Here is a 17,506-nt window from a genome sequence, read left to right as displayed (position 1 = left end):
TGGGCGGCTCCGGCGGCCGGCCGCCGTCCGGGATCTTCCGGACGGCGGCGGGCGCCGCTGCCTTCACCTGCCTTCAGGGATGCGGAGCCAGGCTCTTTACTTGGTGGTGCCGATGTTCAGGTAGTCGTACTGGCCCGAGTAACCCGAGGTGGCGACGACGTTGGTGGCGCTGTCCGGGCGGTACAGGAAGACCTTGACGTAGGTCAGCGGGACGTAGACCGCCTGGTCCATGACCTTCTTGTCGATCTGGGCGTAGATCTTCTCGCGGTTCGCCTGGTCGGGGCTGGCGATGGCGTCGTCCAGCATCTTGTTGATCGCCGGGTCGTTCAGCTGGGCCAGGTTGCTGTTGCCGGAGGCCTTGATGGCGCGGCCGTCGACGATCTGCTGCAGGAAGCCGTAGCCGGTCGGCCAGTCGGCACCCCACTGCATCATCATCAGGCCGATGTTGTGGTCCTGGGTGAACTGCGGGGCACCGGCGTTGTCCGAGAAGTACTTGCCCTGCGGGAACTTCTGGATCTCGACGGTGATGCCGACCTTCTTCAGCGCGGCCTGGATCGCGGTCGCGGCCTGGACCTCGGGGTCGCGCTCGGTGCGGGCGGAGATCACCGTGCTGAAGCCGTCCGGCTTGCCGCAGGCCTTGAGGGCGTCCTTGGCCTTGGCCTCGTCACCCTTGTTGTCCTTGGTCTCCCAGGTGTTGAAGTCCTGGTGGCCCGGGATGTCCGGCGGGAGCACGGTGTTGGCGATCGCGCCGCGGACCGGGCCGCCGAAGCTGAGCTGCGTCGAGGTCTTGTCGATCGCGAACTGGACGGCCTTGCGGCACTCGATGTTGTCGAACGGCGCGACCTTGGTGTTGATCGCGACGTACGCCAGGCGGCCGCCGTAGGCGTTGTCGCTGCTGGCCTTGAGCTTCGGGTTCTGCAGGATCTGCGCCTGGGTCTGCGGGTCGACGCCGAGGCCCACCAGGTCGACCTGGGCGTTGCCGGCCATCAGGTCCTTGTCGACGGTGGCCTGGTCCATGCCCATCTTGACCACGATCTTGTCCGCGAGCTGCTTGCGGATCGGGTCGGTGCTCGGGTCCCAGTTGGTGTTCGGCACCAGGGTGAGCTGCTTGCCGTCGTCGTAGGACGCGAACTTGTAGGTGCCCGAGGAGACCACGTGCTTCACGTAGCCGGCGCCGTCGTCCTTGGCCTGCGGGACCGGGACCGTCTGCGGGGCGCTGACCAGGTAGTCGAAGTCCGCGAACGGCTGCTTCAGGTGGAAGACGATGGTCAGGTCGTCCGGGGTCTCGATCGACTTCAGGCCGCCTTCCTTGTCCTTGTACGGACCCTGGTAAGGCGTGTCGTTGTCGACCAGCAGGTCGTGGAAGTACGTCGGGCCGTTGGAGTTCACATCCGGCGCGAAGTTGGAGCGCTCGACGGCGTACTTGACGTCCTTCGAGGTGATCGCGGAGCCGTCGTCGTACTTCAGGCCCGCGCGCAGCTTGTACGTCCAGGTCAGGCCGTCCGCGCTGGGCTGGCCGAGGCCGGCCGCGAGGTCCGGGACGAGCTTGTTGCCCTGCTCGCCGGGGCCCGGGGCGAAGGTGGTCAGCGGACGCCCGTACAGGCGCGAGAAGTTGTAGATGTAGGCGTAGTACGTGTTGCCCGGATCGAAGGAGTCCGGGGTGCCCTTCATCTCGTAGGTGACCGTGCCGCCCTTCTTGTCCGAGGCGTTGACGATCCCCTTGGTGGCCGCGTCGGCACCGGCGCCGGACGCGTTGGTGGAGGAGGTGCCACCTGAAGTCTTGCTGGACGTGCATCCGGTCACGACGAGGACTGCGGCAGCTGCCACCGCGGTCAGCGCGACGGTACGGGACCTACGCATGGGTGAGATCAACCCCTTGAGGAAGTGGAGGCGGTGAAGGAACCTGACGCGGGGTCAGTTGCTCTTGGGATCGAGGGCGTCACGCAGCCCGTCGCCGAGCAGGTTGAAGGCGAGCACGGTGAGGAAGATCGCCAGACCGGGAACCACCATGTACTGGGGGTCCACCTGGTAGTACTTGATCGCGTCGTTGAGCATGCCGCCCCAGGAGGCCTGCGGGGGCTGGATGCCGACGCCGAGGAAGCTGAGGCCGGCCTCGAAGAGGATGTTGGTCGGGATCAGCAGGGTCGAGTAGACCAGGATCGGACCGACCAGGTTCGGCAGCAGTTCCTTGAACAGGATGAACGGGCCGCGGGCGCCGAGGCTGCGGGCCGCGTGCACGAACTCCCGCTCGCGCAGCGAGAGCGTCTGCCCGCGCACGATCCGGCCCATGTAGGGCCAGTTGAAGAAGCCGATCACGAAGATCAGCACCAGGAGGTGCAGCGGGAGGCCGTGCAGGCCGAACGCACCGCCCTGCAGCGAGGTCGAGATCGCGATGGCGAAGAGCAGCAGCGGGAACGCCAGGAAGACGTCCATGACCCGGCTGATCAGGGTGTCCACCCAGCCGCCGTAGTAGCCGGCCATCACGCCGAGTACGGTGCCGATGGTGTTGGACAGCAGCGTCGCGCCGAAGGCGACCAGCAGGGAGACCCAGGAGCCCTCGATGACGCGGGCGAGCAGGTCGCGGCCGTTGACGGGGTCGATGCCGAGGGGGTGGTCCATGCTCATGCCGCCCCAGTCCCCGAGCGGCAGACCGCCGAGGTTGGCGTCCAGCAGGTCCTGGTTGAAGGCGTCCGGATCGAGGCCGAACACCCCCTCGATCGGCTTGGCCAGGACGGCGAGCACGATCAGCAGGATCACGACGACGCCGCCGACGACGGCCAGCTTGTCCCGTTTGAAACGGGTCCAGGCGATCTGGCCGAGGGAGCGGCCCTCGATCTTCTGGGCCGGGCTCGCGGGGGCGGGTGCCTCCGGATCGTTCCCGGCGGTGGTGACGGATGTGGTCATGTCAGTTGGTCCCCTCGCCGACGGTGGCCGGCCCACGGGTGCCGGTCGCCGGCTTCGGCGGTGCGGCTATGCGGACGTGCGGAGGTGCTTAGGAGCGGGGTTTCGCGGCAGTGCGGCAGTGCGTCGTGCACAGGGCACTGCCACCACGCGGGATGGGCGTCGCGTGGCTGGAGCGGTCGGCGTGCGCGTTCACCTTTGTGGGGTTCCGAAGTCGCGCGGTGCGTTGCGCAGAACTCTCTGCCATCCGAACTGGCTTGCGCCAGCCCTGCCAAGCGACAGATGCCCAACTGTGATCTGCGTGCATGCACCCGCACGATCATTGGCATATCCCTCTTCACATGGCCGTGATAACCGTGTCAAGATGCCTGACACCCCTGGTCGCGAAGTCGTCCGGAAAACGCCGAAGCCGACCTGACATGACGTCAAGTCGGCTTCCGTAATCGGGTTTTGCCCGTTTGGGAGGTCAGCGCCCCGGGTATCCGGGCCACGGCCGCTGGGGCGGCTGCGGCTGCCCGTGCCAGCCGGGACCGGTCTGCTGCGGGTAGTACGGCGGGGCCTGGTGGCCCGGCGGCGGCACCGGCGGGTAGGCACCGGTCGGCCGGCCGAGCCCGGCCGCCTCGCGGTCGTAGAACGGCCGCGCCTTGGCCCGCATCCACAGCGCCACCGGGTCGAACTCGTCCGCCATCGCCACGGTGGACACCGCCAGCCCCTCCGGGGCCACCGCGATCGCCCGCTGCATCAGCGCCCGCACCGCCTCCACGGCCGGCGGGGAGCTGTCGTACAGGTCCAGGCCGATGGCCAGGTACGGTTCGCCCACGGCCGGCTGCACCCAGGCCCGGCGTAGCGCCCGGACGGCCCGCACCTCGCCCGCCTGGTGCTCCAGCAGCGCGAAGAACTGCTGGGCGTTCACCTGGGGCTCGCTGAGCTTCAGCGGCCCGGCCGGCAGCCGGTCCAGGCCCGCCGCGATCCGCCGCAGGTCCGCCCACGGCACGCCGACCCCGCCGCCCGGGGCGTGCGGGTTCAGCCACAGGCCCCAGCGGGTCCGGTACAGCGACGCGGCGATCTCGCGCCCGGAGATGACCTCGTGGGCGCGCGCCCAGCCGGAGGCGGCCAGCTGCTCGGGGGAGGTGACGGCCGGCGCGTAGCCGTGGCCGCTGATCTCCATGTTCCCGTACTGGGCGTCCGGGCTGCCCGGGGTGCCGTGCCACAGCAGCATCCAGACCTGGCCCTCGGCCAGGGCGCGGAGCAGTTGCTCGTACGCCTCGTAGCGCTCCGGCGCGACCTCGCGCAGCGCGCGCTCCAGCGCCCCCGGATCCGCGCCGGGGCGCCCGGCCGGTGCCTGGCCCCAGGGCCCCGGTGCACCACCGGACACCGCTCCCGCACTCATGCGCCCACCTCGCCGCGCCTCTTTCCTCACCGGCCACCGGCCCGTCGGCCGTCTGCACGCACCCTATGGCGCGGCACCGGCCGACGCCACGGCGACGTGCCTACGAACGAACCCCGTCACACCCGCGCGTAGAACGGCAGCACCCGGGTGAGCAGCCAGTCGACCACCGGATCGTCCGCGAGGTCGAGCAGCACGAGGTGGACGCCGCCGGGCAGCGGCGCGGTTCCCAGCGCGCGGCCCAGCGCATCGTTCACCGCCGCCGGGTCGGCCGGGGCGGCCGGGTCCAGCTGCACGCCGATGAACATGACGGTCGGCTCGCCCTCGATGCTCGCGAGCGCGCGCCGCGCGGTCAACACTCCCGGCAGCGCGGCGAGTTCGCCGCGGCAGGCGGCCAGGAAGTGCTCCGGGTCCTCGCCCGGCACGGGCTCGCGCAGCGCGACCCGGCCACCGGTCGGGGCCGAGGGGTCCTCCCAGCGGTCCTCGCGCGGCCCGCGGCGCAGCTCGGCGACGCCCTGCGGCGGCACCGGGATGCCGACGGCGGCCTCCGGGTTCACGGCGATGCCGACGCCCAGCGGCAGCCCGCGGGCGAACTCCCAGGCCGGCGCGATCGCGAAGGCCATCCCCGGCGCCTGCTGGAGGAACACCTCCTGCGAGGAGAACACCGGTACGTACGGTTCGCCGCCGAGCTCGATGGTCGGCAGGTCCAGCGACTGCCCCTGCGGGTCGCCCCCGGCGGGCAGCGGGATCCACACCTGGCTGCGCGCCAGGACCTCGACCACCCGCGGCGTCGCACCCGGATCGCCCAGCGCGGCGGTGAGCACCTGCTCCAGCTCGTTGGCCGGCCAGGCCCCGCCCGGCGGCGGCGTGTCCGGGCCGCCCCACCCCTGCTGCTGCTCCACCGGGTACCCCATGCGCCCCTGTACCGCCCTCTGCCCGTCGGCCGCCCACTGCTGTCGACGCGCAGCAGTCTAGGGTCTGCCGTCGATGTCCCGTCGTCCGCCCGGAGGGCGGGAAATCGACGGCAGACCCTAGGGGCGCCTGTTCCTTTCCGTGGTGTGTGACCGGGTCCCCTCTCCCATCGGTGCCGCGGACGTGCCATGATGTGCGCGTCCGACGGCGTCGTGCGCAGTCGGCCCCCTCCAACTCCATACCGGCCGCTCGACCCCGTGCGGGAGAGTCCGGAGTGCCCCGTCTGGCGGCACGGCCGGCGCCGAAGGAGCAAGTCCTCCCCGGAATCTCTCAGGCCCCCCTACCGCACGGGTTAGGCACATCTGGAAAGCGGCGCACGGCCTGTCGTGCGCCCACCCACGGTGCAAGCCGCCATCCTGTCCGGAAAGCTGGAAACAGCGACGGGCCGCTGCGCGGTGAAGCTCTCAGGTTCGACGACAGATGGGGAGACCCACGCCGCCGCATGCCCGCGCGCGGGGTCGGTCCCCGAGCGGGTCCGGTCCGGCGCGTGCACCCCTGAGTGCCCAGACCGAGGAGTTCCCAGGCCATGTCGTCCCTCCGCCTCACCGCGCTCGACGCGCTCCACCGCGCCCTCGGCGCGACCATGACCGACTTCGCCGGCTGGGACATGCCGCTGCGATACGGCAGCGAGCGCGAGGAGCACCTCGCCGTCCGCACCAAGGCCGGTCTGTTCGACCTGTCCCACATGGGCGAGATCACCGTGACCGGCCCGCAGGCCGGCGAGATGCTGGACCACGCGCTGGTCGGCTTCGTCTCCGCGCTCGGCGTGCTGCGCGCCCGCTACACCATGATCTGCGCCGAGGACGGCGGCATCCTGGACGACCTGATCGTCTACCGCCTGCGCGAGGACGCCTTCCTCGTCGTCGCCAACGCCTCCAACGCCCAGCTGGTGCTGGACGAGCTGATCGCCCGCGCCAAGGGCTTCGACGCCGTCGTCACCGACGACCGCGACACCTACGCGCTGATCGCCGTCCAGGGCCCGGAGTCCACCGCGATCCTCGCGAAGACCACCGAGGCCGACCTGCCCGGCCTGAAGTACTACGCGATCCTGCCCGCCCAGGTGGCCGGCCGGGACGTGCTGCTCGCCCGCACCGGCTACACCGGCGAGGACGGCTTCGAGATCTTCTGCGCCCCGGCCGACGCCGAGGCCATCTGGCAGGCGCTGACCGCCGCCGGCGAGGGCCACGGCCTGGTGCCGTGCGGCCTGTCCTGCCGCGACACCCTGCGCCTGGAGGCGGGCATGCCGCTGTACGGGCACGAGCTCTCCACCGACCTGACCCCGTTCGACGCCGGCCTCGGCCGGGTCGTCCGCTTCGACAAGACCACCAACGACGGCGCCTTCATCGGCCGCAAGGCCCTGGAGAAGGCCGCCGCCGAGGCCGAGGCGCTGCGTAGTCAGGGTGGGGCGCCGCGCGTCCTGGTCGGCCTGGTCTCCGAGGGCAAGCGCGTGCCGCGCGCCGAGTACACCGTGGTCTCCGCCGACGGCACGCCGATCGGCCGGATCACCTCGGGCGCGCCGTCCCCGACGCTGGGCAAGCCGATCGCGATCGCCTACGTCGACGCGGCCCACGCCGCCCCCGGCACCGCCGTCGCGGTGGACGTGCGCGGCAAGCACGAGCCGGTCGAGGTCGTCGCCCTGCCGTTCTACAAGCGCGCGCGCTGAGGATCTTCCCGGGCCCTCGGTCAACCACTGATCCACGCCGAAGCCGTCCGCGCGGCGGCCCGCTTCGTCGTACCCGCTTCCCATCCTGGAGAATGACGCCATGAGCAACCCCCAGCACCTGCAGTACACCAAGGAGCACGAGTGGCTGACGGCCGCCGAGGACGGTGTCTCGACGGTCGGCATCACCAAGCACGCCGCGGACGCGCTCGGTGACATCGTCTACGTGCAGCTGCCCGAGGTGGGCGACACCGTGACCGCCGGCGAGACCTGCGGCGAGCTGGAGTCCACCAAGTCGGTCAGCGACCTGTACTCCCCGGTGACCGGCGAGGTCGTCGAGCGCAACGAGGACGTCCTGGCCGACAACAGCCTGGTCAACAGCGCCCCGTTCGAGGGCGGCTGGCTGTTCAAGGTCCGCGTGGACTCCACCGACGAGCTGCTCAACGCCGACGAGTACACCGCCCTCATCGGCGGCTGACCAGCCCGTGACGGGAGGGGCCGCAGCGCGGTGGCCCCTCCCCCGCACCCCGCCGTCCCTCCTTCGCCCCGGGAAGACCACACCATGACGGTTCTCAACGAATCCCTGCACTCCCTCGACCCGGAGATCGCCGCCGCGGTCGACGCCGAACTGCGCCGCCAGCAGACCACCCTGGAGATGATCGCCTCCGAGAACTTCGCCCCGGTGGCGGTCATGGAGGCCCAGGGCTCGGTGCTCACCAACAAGTACGCCGAGGGCTACCCCGGCCGCCGCTACTACGGCGGCTGCGAGCACGTCGACGTCGTCGAGCAGATCGCGATCGACCGCATCAAGGCCCTGTTCGGCGCCGAGCACGCCAACGTCCAGCCGCACTCGGGCGCGCAGGCCAACGCCGCCGCGATGTTCGCGCTGATCCAGCCGGGCGACACCATCCTGGGCCTGAGCCTGGCCCACGGCGGTCACCTGACCCACGGCATGAAGATCAACTTCTCCGGCAAGCTCTACAACGTGGCCGCGTACCACGTGGACGAGAAGACCGGCCAGGTCGACATGGCCGAGGTCGAGCGCCTGGCCAAGGAGCACCAGCCGAAGCTGATCATCGCCGGCTGGTCCGCCTACCCGCGCCAGCTGGACTTCGCCGAGTTCCGCCGCATCGCCGACGAGGTCGGCGCCCTGCTCATGGTGGACATGGCGCACTTCGCCGGCCTGGTGGCCGCGGGCCTGCACCCGAACCCGGTGCCGTACGCGGACGTCGTCACCACCACCACCCACAAGACCCTGGGCGGCCCGCGCGGCGGTGTCATCCTGTCCAAGGCCGAGTGGGCCAAGAAGATCAACTCCGCGGTCTTCCCCGGCCAGCAGGGCGGTCCGCTGGAGCACGTGATCGCGGGCAAGGCCGTCGCGTTCAAGGTCGCCGCGTCCGAGGAGTTCAAGGAGCGCCAGCAGCGCACCCTGGACGGCGCCCGGATCCTCGCCGAGCGCCTCCTGCAGGCCGACGTCGCCGAGGCCGGCGCCAGCGTGCTGTCCGGCGGCACCGACGTGCACCTGGTGCTGGTCGACCTGCGCAACAGCCAGCTCGACGGCCAGCAGGCCGAGGACCGCCTCCACGAGGTCGGCATCACGGTCAACCGCAACGCGATCCCGAACGACCCGCGCCCGCCGATGGTCACCTCCGGCCTGCGCATCGGCACCCCGGCCCTCGCCACCCGCGGCTTCGGCGCCGACGACTTCCGCGAGGTCGCCGACATCATCGCCGAGGCCCTCAAGCCGGGCTTCGACGAGACCGTCGCCGCCGCCCTCAAGGCCCGCGTCACCGCGCTGGCCGAGAAGTACCCGCTCTACCCGAACCTCTGACCGTCGGGGGTGGGTGACCGGCCTCACGCCGGTCGGCCACGGCAGTTTCCGGGGCACCGCGCACACTGGAAGGACGCGCGGTGCCCCGTCCCATGTACCGCTTATGTCCGTCCACGAGACCAGACAAGGACGTCCCCCGTGGCCATCAGTGTCTTCGACCTTTTCTCCATCGGCATCGGCCCGTCGAGCTCCCACACGGTCGGCCCGATGCGCGCCGCCCGGATGTTCGCCCGGCGCCTGCGGTCCGAAGGCCTGCTGCCCCGGGTGGCGGGCGTACGGGCCGAGCTGTACGGCTCGCTCGGCGCCACCGGCCACGGCCACGGCACCCCGAAGGCCGTCCTGCTCGGCCTGGAGAACAACTCCCCGCGCACCGTCGACGTCGACCAGGCCGACAAGGACGTCGAGCGGATCACCGCCGAGAAGCGGATCAACCTGCTCGGCGAGCACCCGATCGACTTCGACCCCGACACCCAGCTGATCCTGCACCGGCGCCGCTCGCTGCCGTACCACGCCAACGGGATGACCCTGTGGGCGTTCGCGGCCGACGGCTCGACGCTGCTGGAGAAGACCTACTACTCGGTCGGCGGCGGCTTCGTCGTCGACGAGGACGCGATCGGCGCGGACCGGGTCAAGCCCGACGACACCGCGCTGCGCTACCCCTTCCGCACCGGCGAGGAGCTGCTGCGCCTCACCCGCGAGACCGGGCTGTCGATCTCCGGCCTGATGCTGGAGAACGAGAAGGCCTGGCGCAGCGAGGAGGAGATCCGCACCGGGCTGCTGGAGATCTGGCAGGTCATGCAGGAGTGCGTCCGGGCCGGCATGTCCCGCGAGGGCATCCTGCCGGGCGGCCTCAAGGTGCGCCGCCGGGCGGCGGCCGCGGCCCGCGCGCTGCGCGCCGAGGGCATCGGCCCGGCCAACGCGATGGAGTGGGTGACGCTCTACGCGATGGCGGTCAACGAGGAGAACGCCTCCGGCCGCCGGGTGGTCACCGCGCCGACCAACGGCGCGGCCGGGATCATCCCCGCCACCCTGCACTACTACCTGAACTTCATCCCGGGTGCCGACGACGACGGCATCGTCCGCTTCCTCCTCGCGGCCGGCGCGATCGGCATGCTGTTCAAGGAGAACGCCTCCATCTCCGGCGCCGAGGTCGGCTGCCAGGGCGAGGTCGGCTCCGCCTGCTCGATGGCCGCGGGCGGCCTCGCCGAGGTCCTCGGCGGCACCCCCGAGCAAGTCGAGAACGCCGCCGAGATCGGCATCGAGCACAACCTCGGCCTCACCTGCGACCCGGTCGGCGGCCTGGTCCAGATCCCGTGCATCGAGCGCAACGGCATGGCGTCCGTCAAGGCCGTCACCGCCGCCCGCATGGCCCTGCGCGGCGACGGCCGGCACCACGTCTCGCTCGACAAGGCGATCAAGACGATGAAGGAGACCGGCGCCGACATGAAGATCAAGTACAAGGAGACCTCCCGCGGCGGCCTCGCCGTCAACGTCATCGAGTGCTGATCTCCCGGCCGCTGCGAGCCCCCGGACGGCGTGACCGTCCGGGGGCTCGTTGCGTTAAAGAGGTAGCCGACTGGCCGTCAAGCGGTAGATAATCCCGGCCAGTTGGCACTCGCCACCGGGGGGAAGTGGATGACGTTCCAGCCGTACGCCGCGTCCGAGGCCACCCGGCTGATGTGCGCGGGCGTGCACCTCGACCCGGAGTTCCGCCGGCGCGTCATCTCCGAGCTGGTCGAGCACGACGAGCGCTCCGTGCCGCCGTCGCTGGGCTTCGACCTCGTCCCGGTCCTCGCGCACGCGCTCAAGGCGCGGGTGGCGGAGGCGGTCACCGGCGCCGTGCTGGCGGCGATCTGGATCGGCTTCTTCGTCGCCTCGCACCAGCCGCTGATCGCGACCCCCTCCCCCGGGCACGGGCGCGACTACTACGACCCCTCCGCCTCCGACCCGCTCGGAGAAGGGATACAGACGGCCACCCCGTACGTCACCAACTTCGCCTTCCTCTACGCCTCCGCCTGCCTGCTGTCCTGGTTCGCCAAGACCCCGGCCGCCCGCAACCACGCGCTCTACGCGCCCGTCCCGCCGGCCGGCTCGCCGCACCCGCTCCGGCGGGCCCGGACCGGCTTCCTCTCCGTCGCCGCCGCCTTCGCCCAACTCGGCTACTGGGAAAGGGCGGTGAGCGACCTCGCCCAGCACTCGTACTACCTCGGCGTGGCCTTCCCGTGCGCGCTCGCCGCCGTGGTGTGGGTGCACCGGCTGCTGGCCGCCCGCACCGTCCGCGAGCAGCTCAACCGGCTGCGCTACCCCGACCTGCCGCCCACCGGACTGCCCCACCGGGGCCGCTACCGCGCGATCGGTGCCGGCATCGACGCCGAGCAGTACTCCCCGCTCGTCGTCTACGACCCCGCGCAGCCCTTCCTCGGCTCCGGGATCCCGTTCCAGCCGTGGTCGTTCGTCCTGGAGCTCAAGCGCCGGCCGACCGGGCGCGTCGTCCCCGGGCAGGGCGTCAACCCGCAGCAGCGCGACCTCACCGCGCGCGCCGTCCTCGACCTGTTCGTCCCGCGCCTGCTCGCCCTGCAGCAGGCCGCCGCCGAGACCAGCCTCGACCGGCTGCGGGACATGGAGGTCGAGGAGGTCGTCTTCCTCCCCTACGGCCCCCCGCGCGGCGCCGTCCGGCGCGACCGCGAGACCGTCGAACGGCACCTGCACGACGCGGTGGACGAGGGCGCCGAGCGGCGCCGGCACTTCCTGCGGATCCGGATCGGCGCGTGGGACGAGCAGGTGGTGCTGTCGGTGCTGATCCGGGTGCACACCCAGGGGCGGCTGCTGTTGCTGGAGGTCGTGCCGCACGTCCTCGGGCCGGTCCGGCGCGACTACGAGCTGCTGGCCGACGCCGTCGCGCTGCGCGGCGTCCGGCTGCGGTCCGGGCGCCCGGCGGTGTCCGCCTTCGTCGCCGGGCCGGCCGCGCTCCGGTCGCTGCTGCGCTACGGCGCCGGGCCCTGGGGCGGGGCGGCTGCGGCGGGGGACGGCTTCGCACCGTCGGCCCGGCCGGGGGTCTCGCTGCGCGAACTCGCCGCCGAGTCGAAAGTCTCGCTGCTCCAGGACCTGGACGTCAGCCGGTACGTGCGGACGATCCAGGAGCGGCTCATCGCGGGCGTGCGGGAGGCGCTGCACAGCGAGGGCTACGAGACCGGCCAGTTCGAGCAGACCGTGGTGCAGGTGCTGGAGGGCGGCGTCTACATCGGCGCCATGAGCGGCGGCGCGGTCGCGTCCGGGGCCGGCGCCTCGGCGCGGGCCGGCGCCGCCACCGGTGGAACGACGACCTGATGGAGGGGATCAACGATGAGTGACGAATCGCAGGAGCAGGCCGGCGGGGTGTCGATCGGCCACCTGAGCGGCGGGGCGGTCGCGGCGGGCGACCACGCCCTGGCGGAGGACCGGTCGCAGCGGGTGGGTTCTGCCCCTGCCGCAGGTGATCCGGGCGTTCCGGTGCCGGGTGCCGCCACGCCGGGCGGGATCGCCATCGGGTCGATGAGCGGGGGCGCGGTGGCGTCCGGTGCGGGCGCGCGGGCCGTCGACTCCTCGGTGCAGCTCGACGCCTCGGCCCGGGAACTGCTGACCTCCGTCCGGACGCTCCAGCAGCAACTCCCGCTCCTGGCCCGGGCGGAGGGCGACGGCGTGGACGCCGTGGAGGGTGAGCTGGAGACCGTCGGCGCGGAACTCGAACGGACCGGGACGGCCGGTCGGACGCGGCTGGAGCGACTGCGGCACCTGCTCACGGGTGCCGGCACGGTGGTGTCCGGGCTCGCCTCGGCACTCGCCGTCGTCCAGGCGATCGAGCAGTTCCTGGGCTGAGCCGTGGACCTGGAATGGGATGCCGAACGCCAGCGCTGGGTCACCCGACCGGGCCCGGCGGCTCCGCCGCCGCTGCCGCCTCCTCCTCCGGCGATGCCGCCTCGGTACCCACCACCCGAGAGCCCGACGCCTCGGTACCCGCCGCCCGAGAGGCCGTCGGCAGGCCGGCCGCGCGTGAAGGCGCTCGTGCTGGCGGCCGTGGCCGGGGTGCTGCTGGGCGGGATCGCCGGCGGCGGCTGGTACCTGCTGTCCGTTCGGGCCGGCGGGAAGCAGCCGGTCAACGCCGTGACGTCGGCGTCCCCTTCCCCGGTGCAGCTCTCCCCCACGCCGACCCGCACCGTCACGACGCCGCCGCCGACCCTGACGCCCACGCCCACGCCCACCCCGACGCCGACGCCGAGCACCGGCCTCACGACGGTCCAGGACCCGGCGGGCTTCACCCTGCCCGTCCCCACCGGCTGGCAACGCCGCGCCGACGGCACGTCCGTCTTCTACGACTCCCCCGACGGCAGCAGCCTGATCCAGGTCTTCGTGATGGGCGACGGCGCCCCCTACGACCAGGCCACCGCCACCGACAGCAGCCTGGCCGGCAACCCCACCCGCTTCCCCGGCTACCACCGCATCCGCCTGGAGGTCACGGCGGGCGGCGCCGCCGACCTGGAGTACGCCTACAACCCGCCCGGCAAGAGCACCCGCCGCGCCGTCGACCACATCATGACCGCCCCCGACGGAAAGACCTACGCCCTCCTCCTCGCCGGCCCCGCCGAGGACTGGCCCACGCCCCTCCAACCCATCCAGCAATCCCTGGTGACGTCCTGGTGCCTCACCGGCCGCTGCTAGGGCCTGTCATCAGCTCTTCGGGCCGAAGGTCTCCTCGGGCTTGGGCCGGTCGACCTGCAGCGGCGCGCCGAAGCCGCCGAAGGTGTACGTGGTCGCGGGCCGCGCAGCGGTGGAGGGGGCGAACTCGACCTTGACCGGGTACGGGGTGCCCTCGGCCGCGACCGAGACGGTGGAGACTCCCGCGTACCCGGCCGAGCGCAGCACCACCACCGGCGTCCCGTCGACCGTACCGGTCCCGGCCCGGTCGACCTTCATGGTCTTGTAGTCGGGCGCCTCGCTCCAGATCAGGTCCAACGCGCCCTGCTCCGAACAGTTGTCGCGGTACTCCTTCCGCAGCGCCGCGTCGTCGGCCCGGACGGGCTGCCACTTGAGCATCATGGCGACCACGGCCTCCAGGTTGTCGTCGGACGTGTCGCCGCGGTGGGCCATCACCCAGTCCCGGTCGGTGTGGGACCACTCGTCGCTCCCCAGCACGCGGAAGAAGATCTTGCCCTGGGCGTAGCTCGTCTCACCCGCGCAGTCGCCCTGCCGGTCGTAGGAGACCGTCTGGCTCCAGACCCGCACCTGCTCGGTGTGCGGCTTGTCCACCCGCACCGTCACCGTCGGCGCGGCGGCCAGCGCCTCCCGCGCCTTCTTCACGAGTGCCAGCGCACCGGTGTCCTCGCTCGGCGTGGCGGAGCTCGGAGTCGGTGAACTCGCCGACACCGTAGGCGTGTTCGCTGCATCCACAGCACCTGAGCCGGCGTCACAGCCCGCCAGCGACAAGGCCGTCAGCACGGCCAGCCCGGCCGGCACCCACCCGGAGAAGCGCACAGGTCCCCCCTGTTCGTGATCGGAAGGAGTCACCCTCTCACAGGGCCTCCGCCGGACTCGCCGAAATTCGGCACGGCCATCCGATCAGGCGGTGCCTTCCAACCGGGCGGCGACGGCGGCCAGGCGGCCCATGGCGTGGGCCACGCCGAGGCCGTCCATGTAGTCGCGGACGTGGACGATGCGGCCGGCACGGACGCGGATCACCAGGAGGCCGGGGGCGGAGAACCGGCGGTCCGTGCCGGCGATCGTGCCGGCGACGACCTGCTCGACGGTGATCACCTCGGGGTCGGTGCTCCGGTGGACGGCGACCTCACGGATCTCGTCAGGCTGCGCCGGGCTCGCGCCCCAGGCGGCGCGGTAGCCCGCGCGGACCGCCTCCCGACCCTCGTGGCGCTCGGGCATGCCGGGGTAGAGGAACGGAAACTCGTGGACGGCGTCCGGGGCGTAGAGGTCGGCGAGGGCGTCGGCGTCCTTGTCGAGGATCGCCTGCCGGTAGCGGGCCAGGACGTCGAGTGGGGTGGGGTTCCGGAGGCGTTCCAGCTCGTCGGCGCGGCGGTGGTCCTTCGGCCGGCCGAGTGCGCGACGCATGCGGATCAGGTCGTCGAGCGCCGCGTACCGCACCGTGAGGCCGGTCGACGGATCGGTGGCGGTGACGGCCCCGGCCAGGCAGTCCGTGGTGTCGAGGCCGCCCCAGGGCGCGGCCGGGGTGCAGAGGTCGCCGTCCGCTCCCGGCACGCGGAACGGCGTCGACGGCCGGTCGAGGGCAGGGAGTTCGACGCAGCCGGCGGCCGTCAGGGCGGCGCGCAGGGCCGCCGCCTCCGCAGAGCTGCCGTCCCACAGGAGGTCGAGGTCGCCGGTCGGGTCGGCCGAGCCGTGCAGGATCCCGGCCACCTGGCCGATCACGACGGCGTGCGAGCCGGCCTCGTGCAGGGCGTGGAGGAAGGGGATCGGGTCGAACGCGGCTGTCCTGGGGCGCGAGCGGAGGGCTTCGTACAGCCGGGCGAGGGCAGTGTCGGTCACGCGGTCATCCAACACCCGGCCGGGCCGCCCCGCGACGGTATTCAGGCAGCCCGGGCCGGAGCGTGAACTCCGGCCCGGGCCACGGGTGTCGCCGCTACTCCTGCGCCGCGCGGCGGCAGGCGTTGCCGGCGATGACGGCGGGGACGTAGTCCTCCCGCAGGAGGCGGTAACAGGACTGGAAGGCCGCCTGCCCCCCGGCCGCGCCGATCAGGCAGGCGTCCTCCGCGATCTGGGGGTCGGCGTCCGGCTTGTTCTCCAGGACGTAGTAGAAGCACCCCTGCGGGGTCGCGCTCGCGGTCGGCGCGAGGGCGACGACACCGCCCAGCGCGAGGGTGAGGCCGGTGGCCGCTGCGGCGATCCGTCGTACGAGCTTCAAAGCACTCAAATCCTTTCAATCATCCATGAGTTGGCGACCGGCAGCCATGGGATTCGCCCACGAACTTCGATCACGGATAGAGATAGCGAAGATCCACGGCGTTCGCCCGGAAACCGCGCCAAGATCACCCGAAGGAGAGTGCGGCCAGCCCGGCGGCGAGGATGCCCAGGCCGGACCACGAGACGGCGGGGAGCCGCTCGGCGAGGACCGCGACGCCGAGGAGGGCGGCGACGGCGGGTTCCGCGAGGGTCAGGGTGGTGGCGGTTTGGGCCGTGGTGTGGCGCAGGCCGTGGCCGAAGAGGCGGTACGCGAGGAAGGTCGTGATCACGGCGAGGTGGAGGGCGACGGCCGAGCCCCGGAAGGTCAGCAGCCAGTGGCCGTCACCGAGCAGGAGCACGGGCAGGACCAGCAGCGCGGCCCCGCCGAACATCGCGCCCATCACGCCGCCGGACGGGTGCCCGTGGACGATCAGCCGGCCGCCGATGAGGGAGTACGCGGCGTACGAGAGCCCGGAGAGCGCCGCCAGCAGCACGCCGAGGACGTCCACGGGCGCGCCGCCGCCCGCGAGTTCGGGGCCGAGGACGAGCACGGCGCAGCCGAGGACGGCGGTGGTGGTCGCGCCGGCCCAGCGGGCGCCCGGTCGGGCCTGACCGGCGAGCCGGCCGAGGAGGCCGGTGAAGACGGGGGCGCTGCCGAGAGCGATCACGGTGGCGACGGCCACGCCGGTGCGGGTGACGGCCGGGTAGAACGTGAGCGGGTACCCGACCACGGCGACGGCGCCCATGGCGAGGAGCCCGCGTTCGCGGCGGGTGCACGCGCGGGGCAGGGTACGGGCGGCGCGGGAGGAGAGGAAGAGGAGCAGGCCCCCGAGGACGAGCCCGGCAGCGCCGATGCTCGTCGGGGACGCCCCGGCCGGGGCGAGGGAACTGGCGGTGCCGGTGGTGCCCCAGAGGAGGGCGGCGGCAAGGATCGGGAGAGGCCCGGTGAGGGCAGAGCGAGCACGCACGATGGTGAACTCCGTCGTCGAGAACCGTGATGGTGAGCGGCTTCGAAACGGGCGCACGCGATGCACCCCTGGCGGCGAGGAAGGCCGGCCGGGGTCGCGGGATCAAACCACCGTGGTGCGCCCGATCAGGCGCAGAGCGGTGGCAGAACGACGTGCCAGTAGGAGTTCATGGGCCCGATGGTACCCGGAGCCCTGCACAGGAAGTCGGGCCCGCCGACTTCCTGTGCAGACCGGACCCGGCACGTGACTCAGTTCGGCGACGCCGCTCCGGGGCCGTCGGATGCCGCCGCCCGTTCCGCCCATTCGACCTGGGTGACCGCGCGCTCCATGCGTCCGACGATGTCTTTCCTCGATGCCGCCCCCAAGGTCTCCGGAAGCCTGTCGAACGTGTCGGGAAGGACGTCGAGCAGGCTCCATATCTCTTCGCCGCTCCTGACCGTCAGCAGCAGCCGACACCTCCAGTGCGGCGACACTTCGGGGCGATGGCTGAGCCGGTGCACGAGCACGGGGACCACGTAATGCGTCGCCTCCGGGGCGAGGTGCTCCCGGAGCCAGGCGACCGGGAGCCGCCGGTTGAGGCGGCATGCGGCGGCTTCCTGCTCCAGGGCCAGGAGTTGGTCGGTGTCGAGGGCGCGAACGGTCCGGGGGAGCGCGGGGTCCATGCCGAGATCATCCCGCCCGGCAAGGGCGCTGCACAGGAAGTCGGCCAGGTCGACTTCCTGTGCAGCGCGGTTGCCAGGTGATGGAAAATCTATAGACCGGCCTAGATATTTCGTGGGGAGCTCGCAGGTGCCGTGCGCAGGAAGTCGACCTGGCCGACATCCTGCGCCGCGGCCGACCCGGGC

General features: G+C 72.1%; 16 protein-coding genes and 1 riboswitch. Of the genes, 7 read left to right on the top strand and 9 right to left on the bottom strand.

Going from position 1 to position 17,506, the window contains the following annotated elements; all coding sequences use genetic code 11:
- Positions 1-96 precede the first annotated feature (96 nt).
- The 4 genes from AB0O00_RS10970 to AB0O00_RS10955 form a co-directional block, all read right to left on the bottom strand.
- Positions 97-1,860 carry an ABC transporter substrate-binding protein gene (locus AB0O00_RS10970; protein WP_363650365.1) on the bottom strand — a complete coding sequence of 588 codons (1,764 nt, stop codon included), beginning with the start codon at positions 1,858-1,860 and terminating at the stop codon, positions 97-99.
- A 54-nt stretch (positions 1,861-1,914) separates the two neighbouring features.
- Complete coding sequence (locus AB0O00_RS10965) at positions 1,915-2,904, bottom strand: ABC transporter permease (protein WP_363650363.1); 990 nt, start codon at positions 2,902-2,904, stop codon at positions 1,915-1,917.
- Between the two features lie 463 nt (positions 2,905-3,367).
- Positions 3,368-4,291, bottom strand: a complete 924-nt coding sequence (locus AB0O00_RS10960; RefSeq protein WP_363650361.1) for an enhanced serine sensitivity protein SseB C-terminal domain-containing protein — start codon at positions 4,289-4,291, stop codon at positions 3,368-3,370.
- 116 nt (positions 4,292-4,407) lie between these two features.
- Positions 4,408-5,202, bottom strand: a complete 795-nt coding sequence (locus AB0O00_RS10955) for an enhanced serine sensitivity protein SseB C-terminal domain-containing protein (protein ID WP_363650359.1) — start codon at positions 5,200-5,202, stop codon at positions 4,408-4,410.
- A 248-nt stretch (positions 5,203-5,450) separates the two neighbouring features.
- A riboswitch (glycine riboswitch) is annotated at positions 5,451-5,556 on the top strand.
- Positions 5,557-5,786: 230 nt separating this feature from the next.
- On the opposite strand from AB0O00_RS10955, the gene gcvT reads away from it, so the two are divergent.
- From gcvT to AB0O00_RS10920, 7 genes are all read left to right on the top strand, one after another.
- Positions 5,787-6,923, top strand: a complete 1,137-nt coding sequence (gene gcvT / locus AB0O00_RS10950; RefSeq protein ID WP_363650358.1) for a glycine cleavage system aminomethyltransferase GcvT — start codon at positions 5,787-5,789, stop codon at positions 6,921-6,923.
- Positions 6,924-7,023: 100 nt separating this feature from the next.
- Complete coding sequence (gene gcvH / locus AB0O00_RS10945) at positions 7,024-7,398, top strand: glycine cleavage system protein GcvH (RefSeq protein WP_363650356.1); 375 nt, start codon at positions 7,024-7,026, stop codon at positions 7,396-7,398.
- Between the two features lie 84 nt (positions 7,399-7,482).
- Positions 7,483-8,751: a serine hydroxymethyltransferase gene (gene glyA, locus AB0O00_RS10940; protein WP_363650354.1), complete on the top strand. Its 1,269-nt coding sequence runs from the start codon at positions 7,483-7,485 to the stop codon at positions 8,749-8,751.
- A 138-nt stretch (positions 8,752-8,889) separates the two neighbouring features.
- Positions 8,890-10,257: an L-serine ammonia-lyase gene (locus AB0O00_RS10935; protein WP_363650352.1), complete on the top strand. Its 1,368-nt coding sequence runs from the start codon at positions 8,890-8,892 to the stop codon at positions 10,255-10,257.
- 129 nt (positions 10,258-10,386) lie between these two features.
- Positions 10,387-12,078 (top strand): hypothetical protein, encoded by a 1,692-nt coding sequence (locus AB0O00_RS10930; protein WP_363650350.1) that lies wholly within the window; start codon positions 10,387-10,389, stop codon positions 12,076-12,078.
- Between the two features lie 15 nt (positions 12,079-12,093).
- Complete coding sequence (locus tag AB0O00_RS10925; RefSeq protein WP_363650348.1) at positions 12,094-12,606, top strand: hypothetical protein; 513 nt, start codon at positions 12,094-12,096, stop codon at positions 12,604-12,606.
- A gap of 174 nt (positions 12,607-12,780) precedes the next feature.
- Positions 12,781-13,446, top strand: a complete 666-nt coding sequence (locus AB0O00_RS10920; protein WP_363650346.1) for a hypothetical protein — start codon at positions 12,781-12,783, stop codon at positions 13,444-13,446.
- A gap of 9 nt (positions 13,447-13,455) precedes the next feature.
- Here AB0O00_RS10920 and AB0O00_RS10915 read toward each other — a convergent pair whose 3' ends face one another.
- The 5 genes from AB0O00_RS10915 to AB0O00_RS10895 form a co-directional block, all read right to left on the bottom strand.
- Positions 13,456-14,085, bottom strand: a complete 630-nt coding sequence (locus AB0O00_RS10915; RefSeq protein WP_363650344.1) for a hypothetical protein — start codon at positions 14,083-14,085, stop codon at positions 13,456-13,458.
- A 258-nt stretch (positions 14,086-14,343) separates the two neighbouring features.
- Complete coding sequence (locus AB0O00_RS10910; protein ID WP_363650342.1) at positions 14,344-15,279, bottom strand: nuclear transport factor 2 family protein; 936 nt, start codon at positions 15,277-15,279, stop codon at positions 14,344-14,346.
- 94 nt (positions 15,280-15,373) lie between these two features.
- Complete coding sequence (locus tag AB0O00_RS10905; RefSeq protein WP_363650340.1) at positions 15,374-15,655, bottom strand: hypothetical protein; 282 nt, start codon at positions 15,653-15,655, stop codon at positions 15,374-15,376.
- A gap of 124 nt (positions 15,656-15,779) precedes the next feature.
- Entirely contained in the window at positions 15,780-16,661 is an 882-nt protein-coding gene (locus AB0O00_RS10900) for an EamA family transporter (protein ID WP_363650338.1), read from the bottom strand.
- 248 nt (positions 16,662-16,909) lie between these two features.
- Positions 16,910-17,323, bottom strand: coding sequence for a hypothetical protein (locus AB0O00_RS10895; protein WP_363650375.1), 414 nt, complete (start codon positions 17,321-17,323; stop codon positions 16,910-16,912).
- Positions 17,324-17,506: the final 183 nt, after the last annotated feature.

Origin of the sequence: Kitasatospora sp. NPDC093558 (assembly GCF_040683475.1) — a bacterium.
Classification (GTDB): domain Bacteria; phylum Actinomycetota; class Actinomycetes; order Streptomycetales; family Streptomycetaceae; genus Kitasatospora.
The sequence above is the reverse complement of the archived record's forward strand: the minus strand, read 5'-3'. Positions and strand labels throughout refer to the sequence as shown.

Excerpts from the sequence above, each read along its gene's own strand:
- AB0O00_RS10970 (WP_363650365.1), bottom strand. The coding sequence starts at position 1,860 with ATGCGTAGGTCCCGTACCGTCGCGCTGACCGCGGTGGCAGCTGCCGCA.
- AB0O00_RS10965 (WP_363650363.1), bottom strand. The coding sequence starts at position 2,904 with ATGACCACATCCGTCACCACCGCCGGGAACGATCCGGAGGCACCCGCC.
- AB0O00_RS10960 (WP_363650361.1), bottom strand. The coding sequence starts at position 4,291 with ATGAGTGCGGGAGCGGTGTCCGGTGGTGCACCGGGGCCCTGGGGCCAG.
- AB0O00_RS10955 (WP_363650359.1), bottom strand. The coding sequence starts at position 5,202 with ATGGGGTACCCGGTGGAGCAGCAGCAGGGGTGGGGCGGCCCGGACACG.
- gcvT (WP_363650358.1), top strand. The coding sequence starts at position 5,787 with ATGTCGTCCCTCCGCCTCACCGCGCTCGACGCGCTCCACCGCGCCCTC.
- gcvH (WP_363650356.1), top strand. The coding sequence starts at position 7,024 with ATGAGCAACCCCCAGCACCTGCAGTACACCAAGGAGCACGAGTGGCTG.
- glyA (WP_363650354.1), top strand. The coding sequence starts at position 7,483 with ATGACGGTTCTCAACGAATCCCTGCACTCCCTCGACCCGGAGATCGCC.
- AB0O00_RS10930 (WP_363650350.1), top strand. The coding sequence starts at position 10,387 with ATGACGTTCCAGCCGTACGCCGCGTCCGAGGCCACCCGGCTGATGTGC.
- AB0O00_RS10925 (WP_363650348.1), top strand. The coding sequence starts at position 12,094 with ATGAGTGACGAATCGCAGGAGCAGGCCGGCGGGGTGTCGATCGGCCAC.
- AB0O00_RS10895 (WP_363650375.1), bottom strand. The coding sequence starts at position 17,323 with ATGGACCCCGCGCTCCCCCGGACCGTTCGCGCCCTCGACACCGACCAA.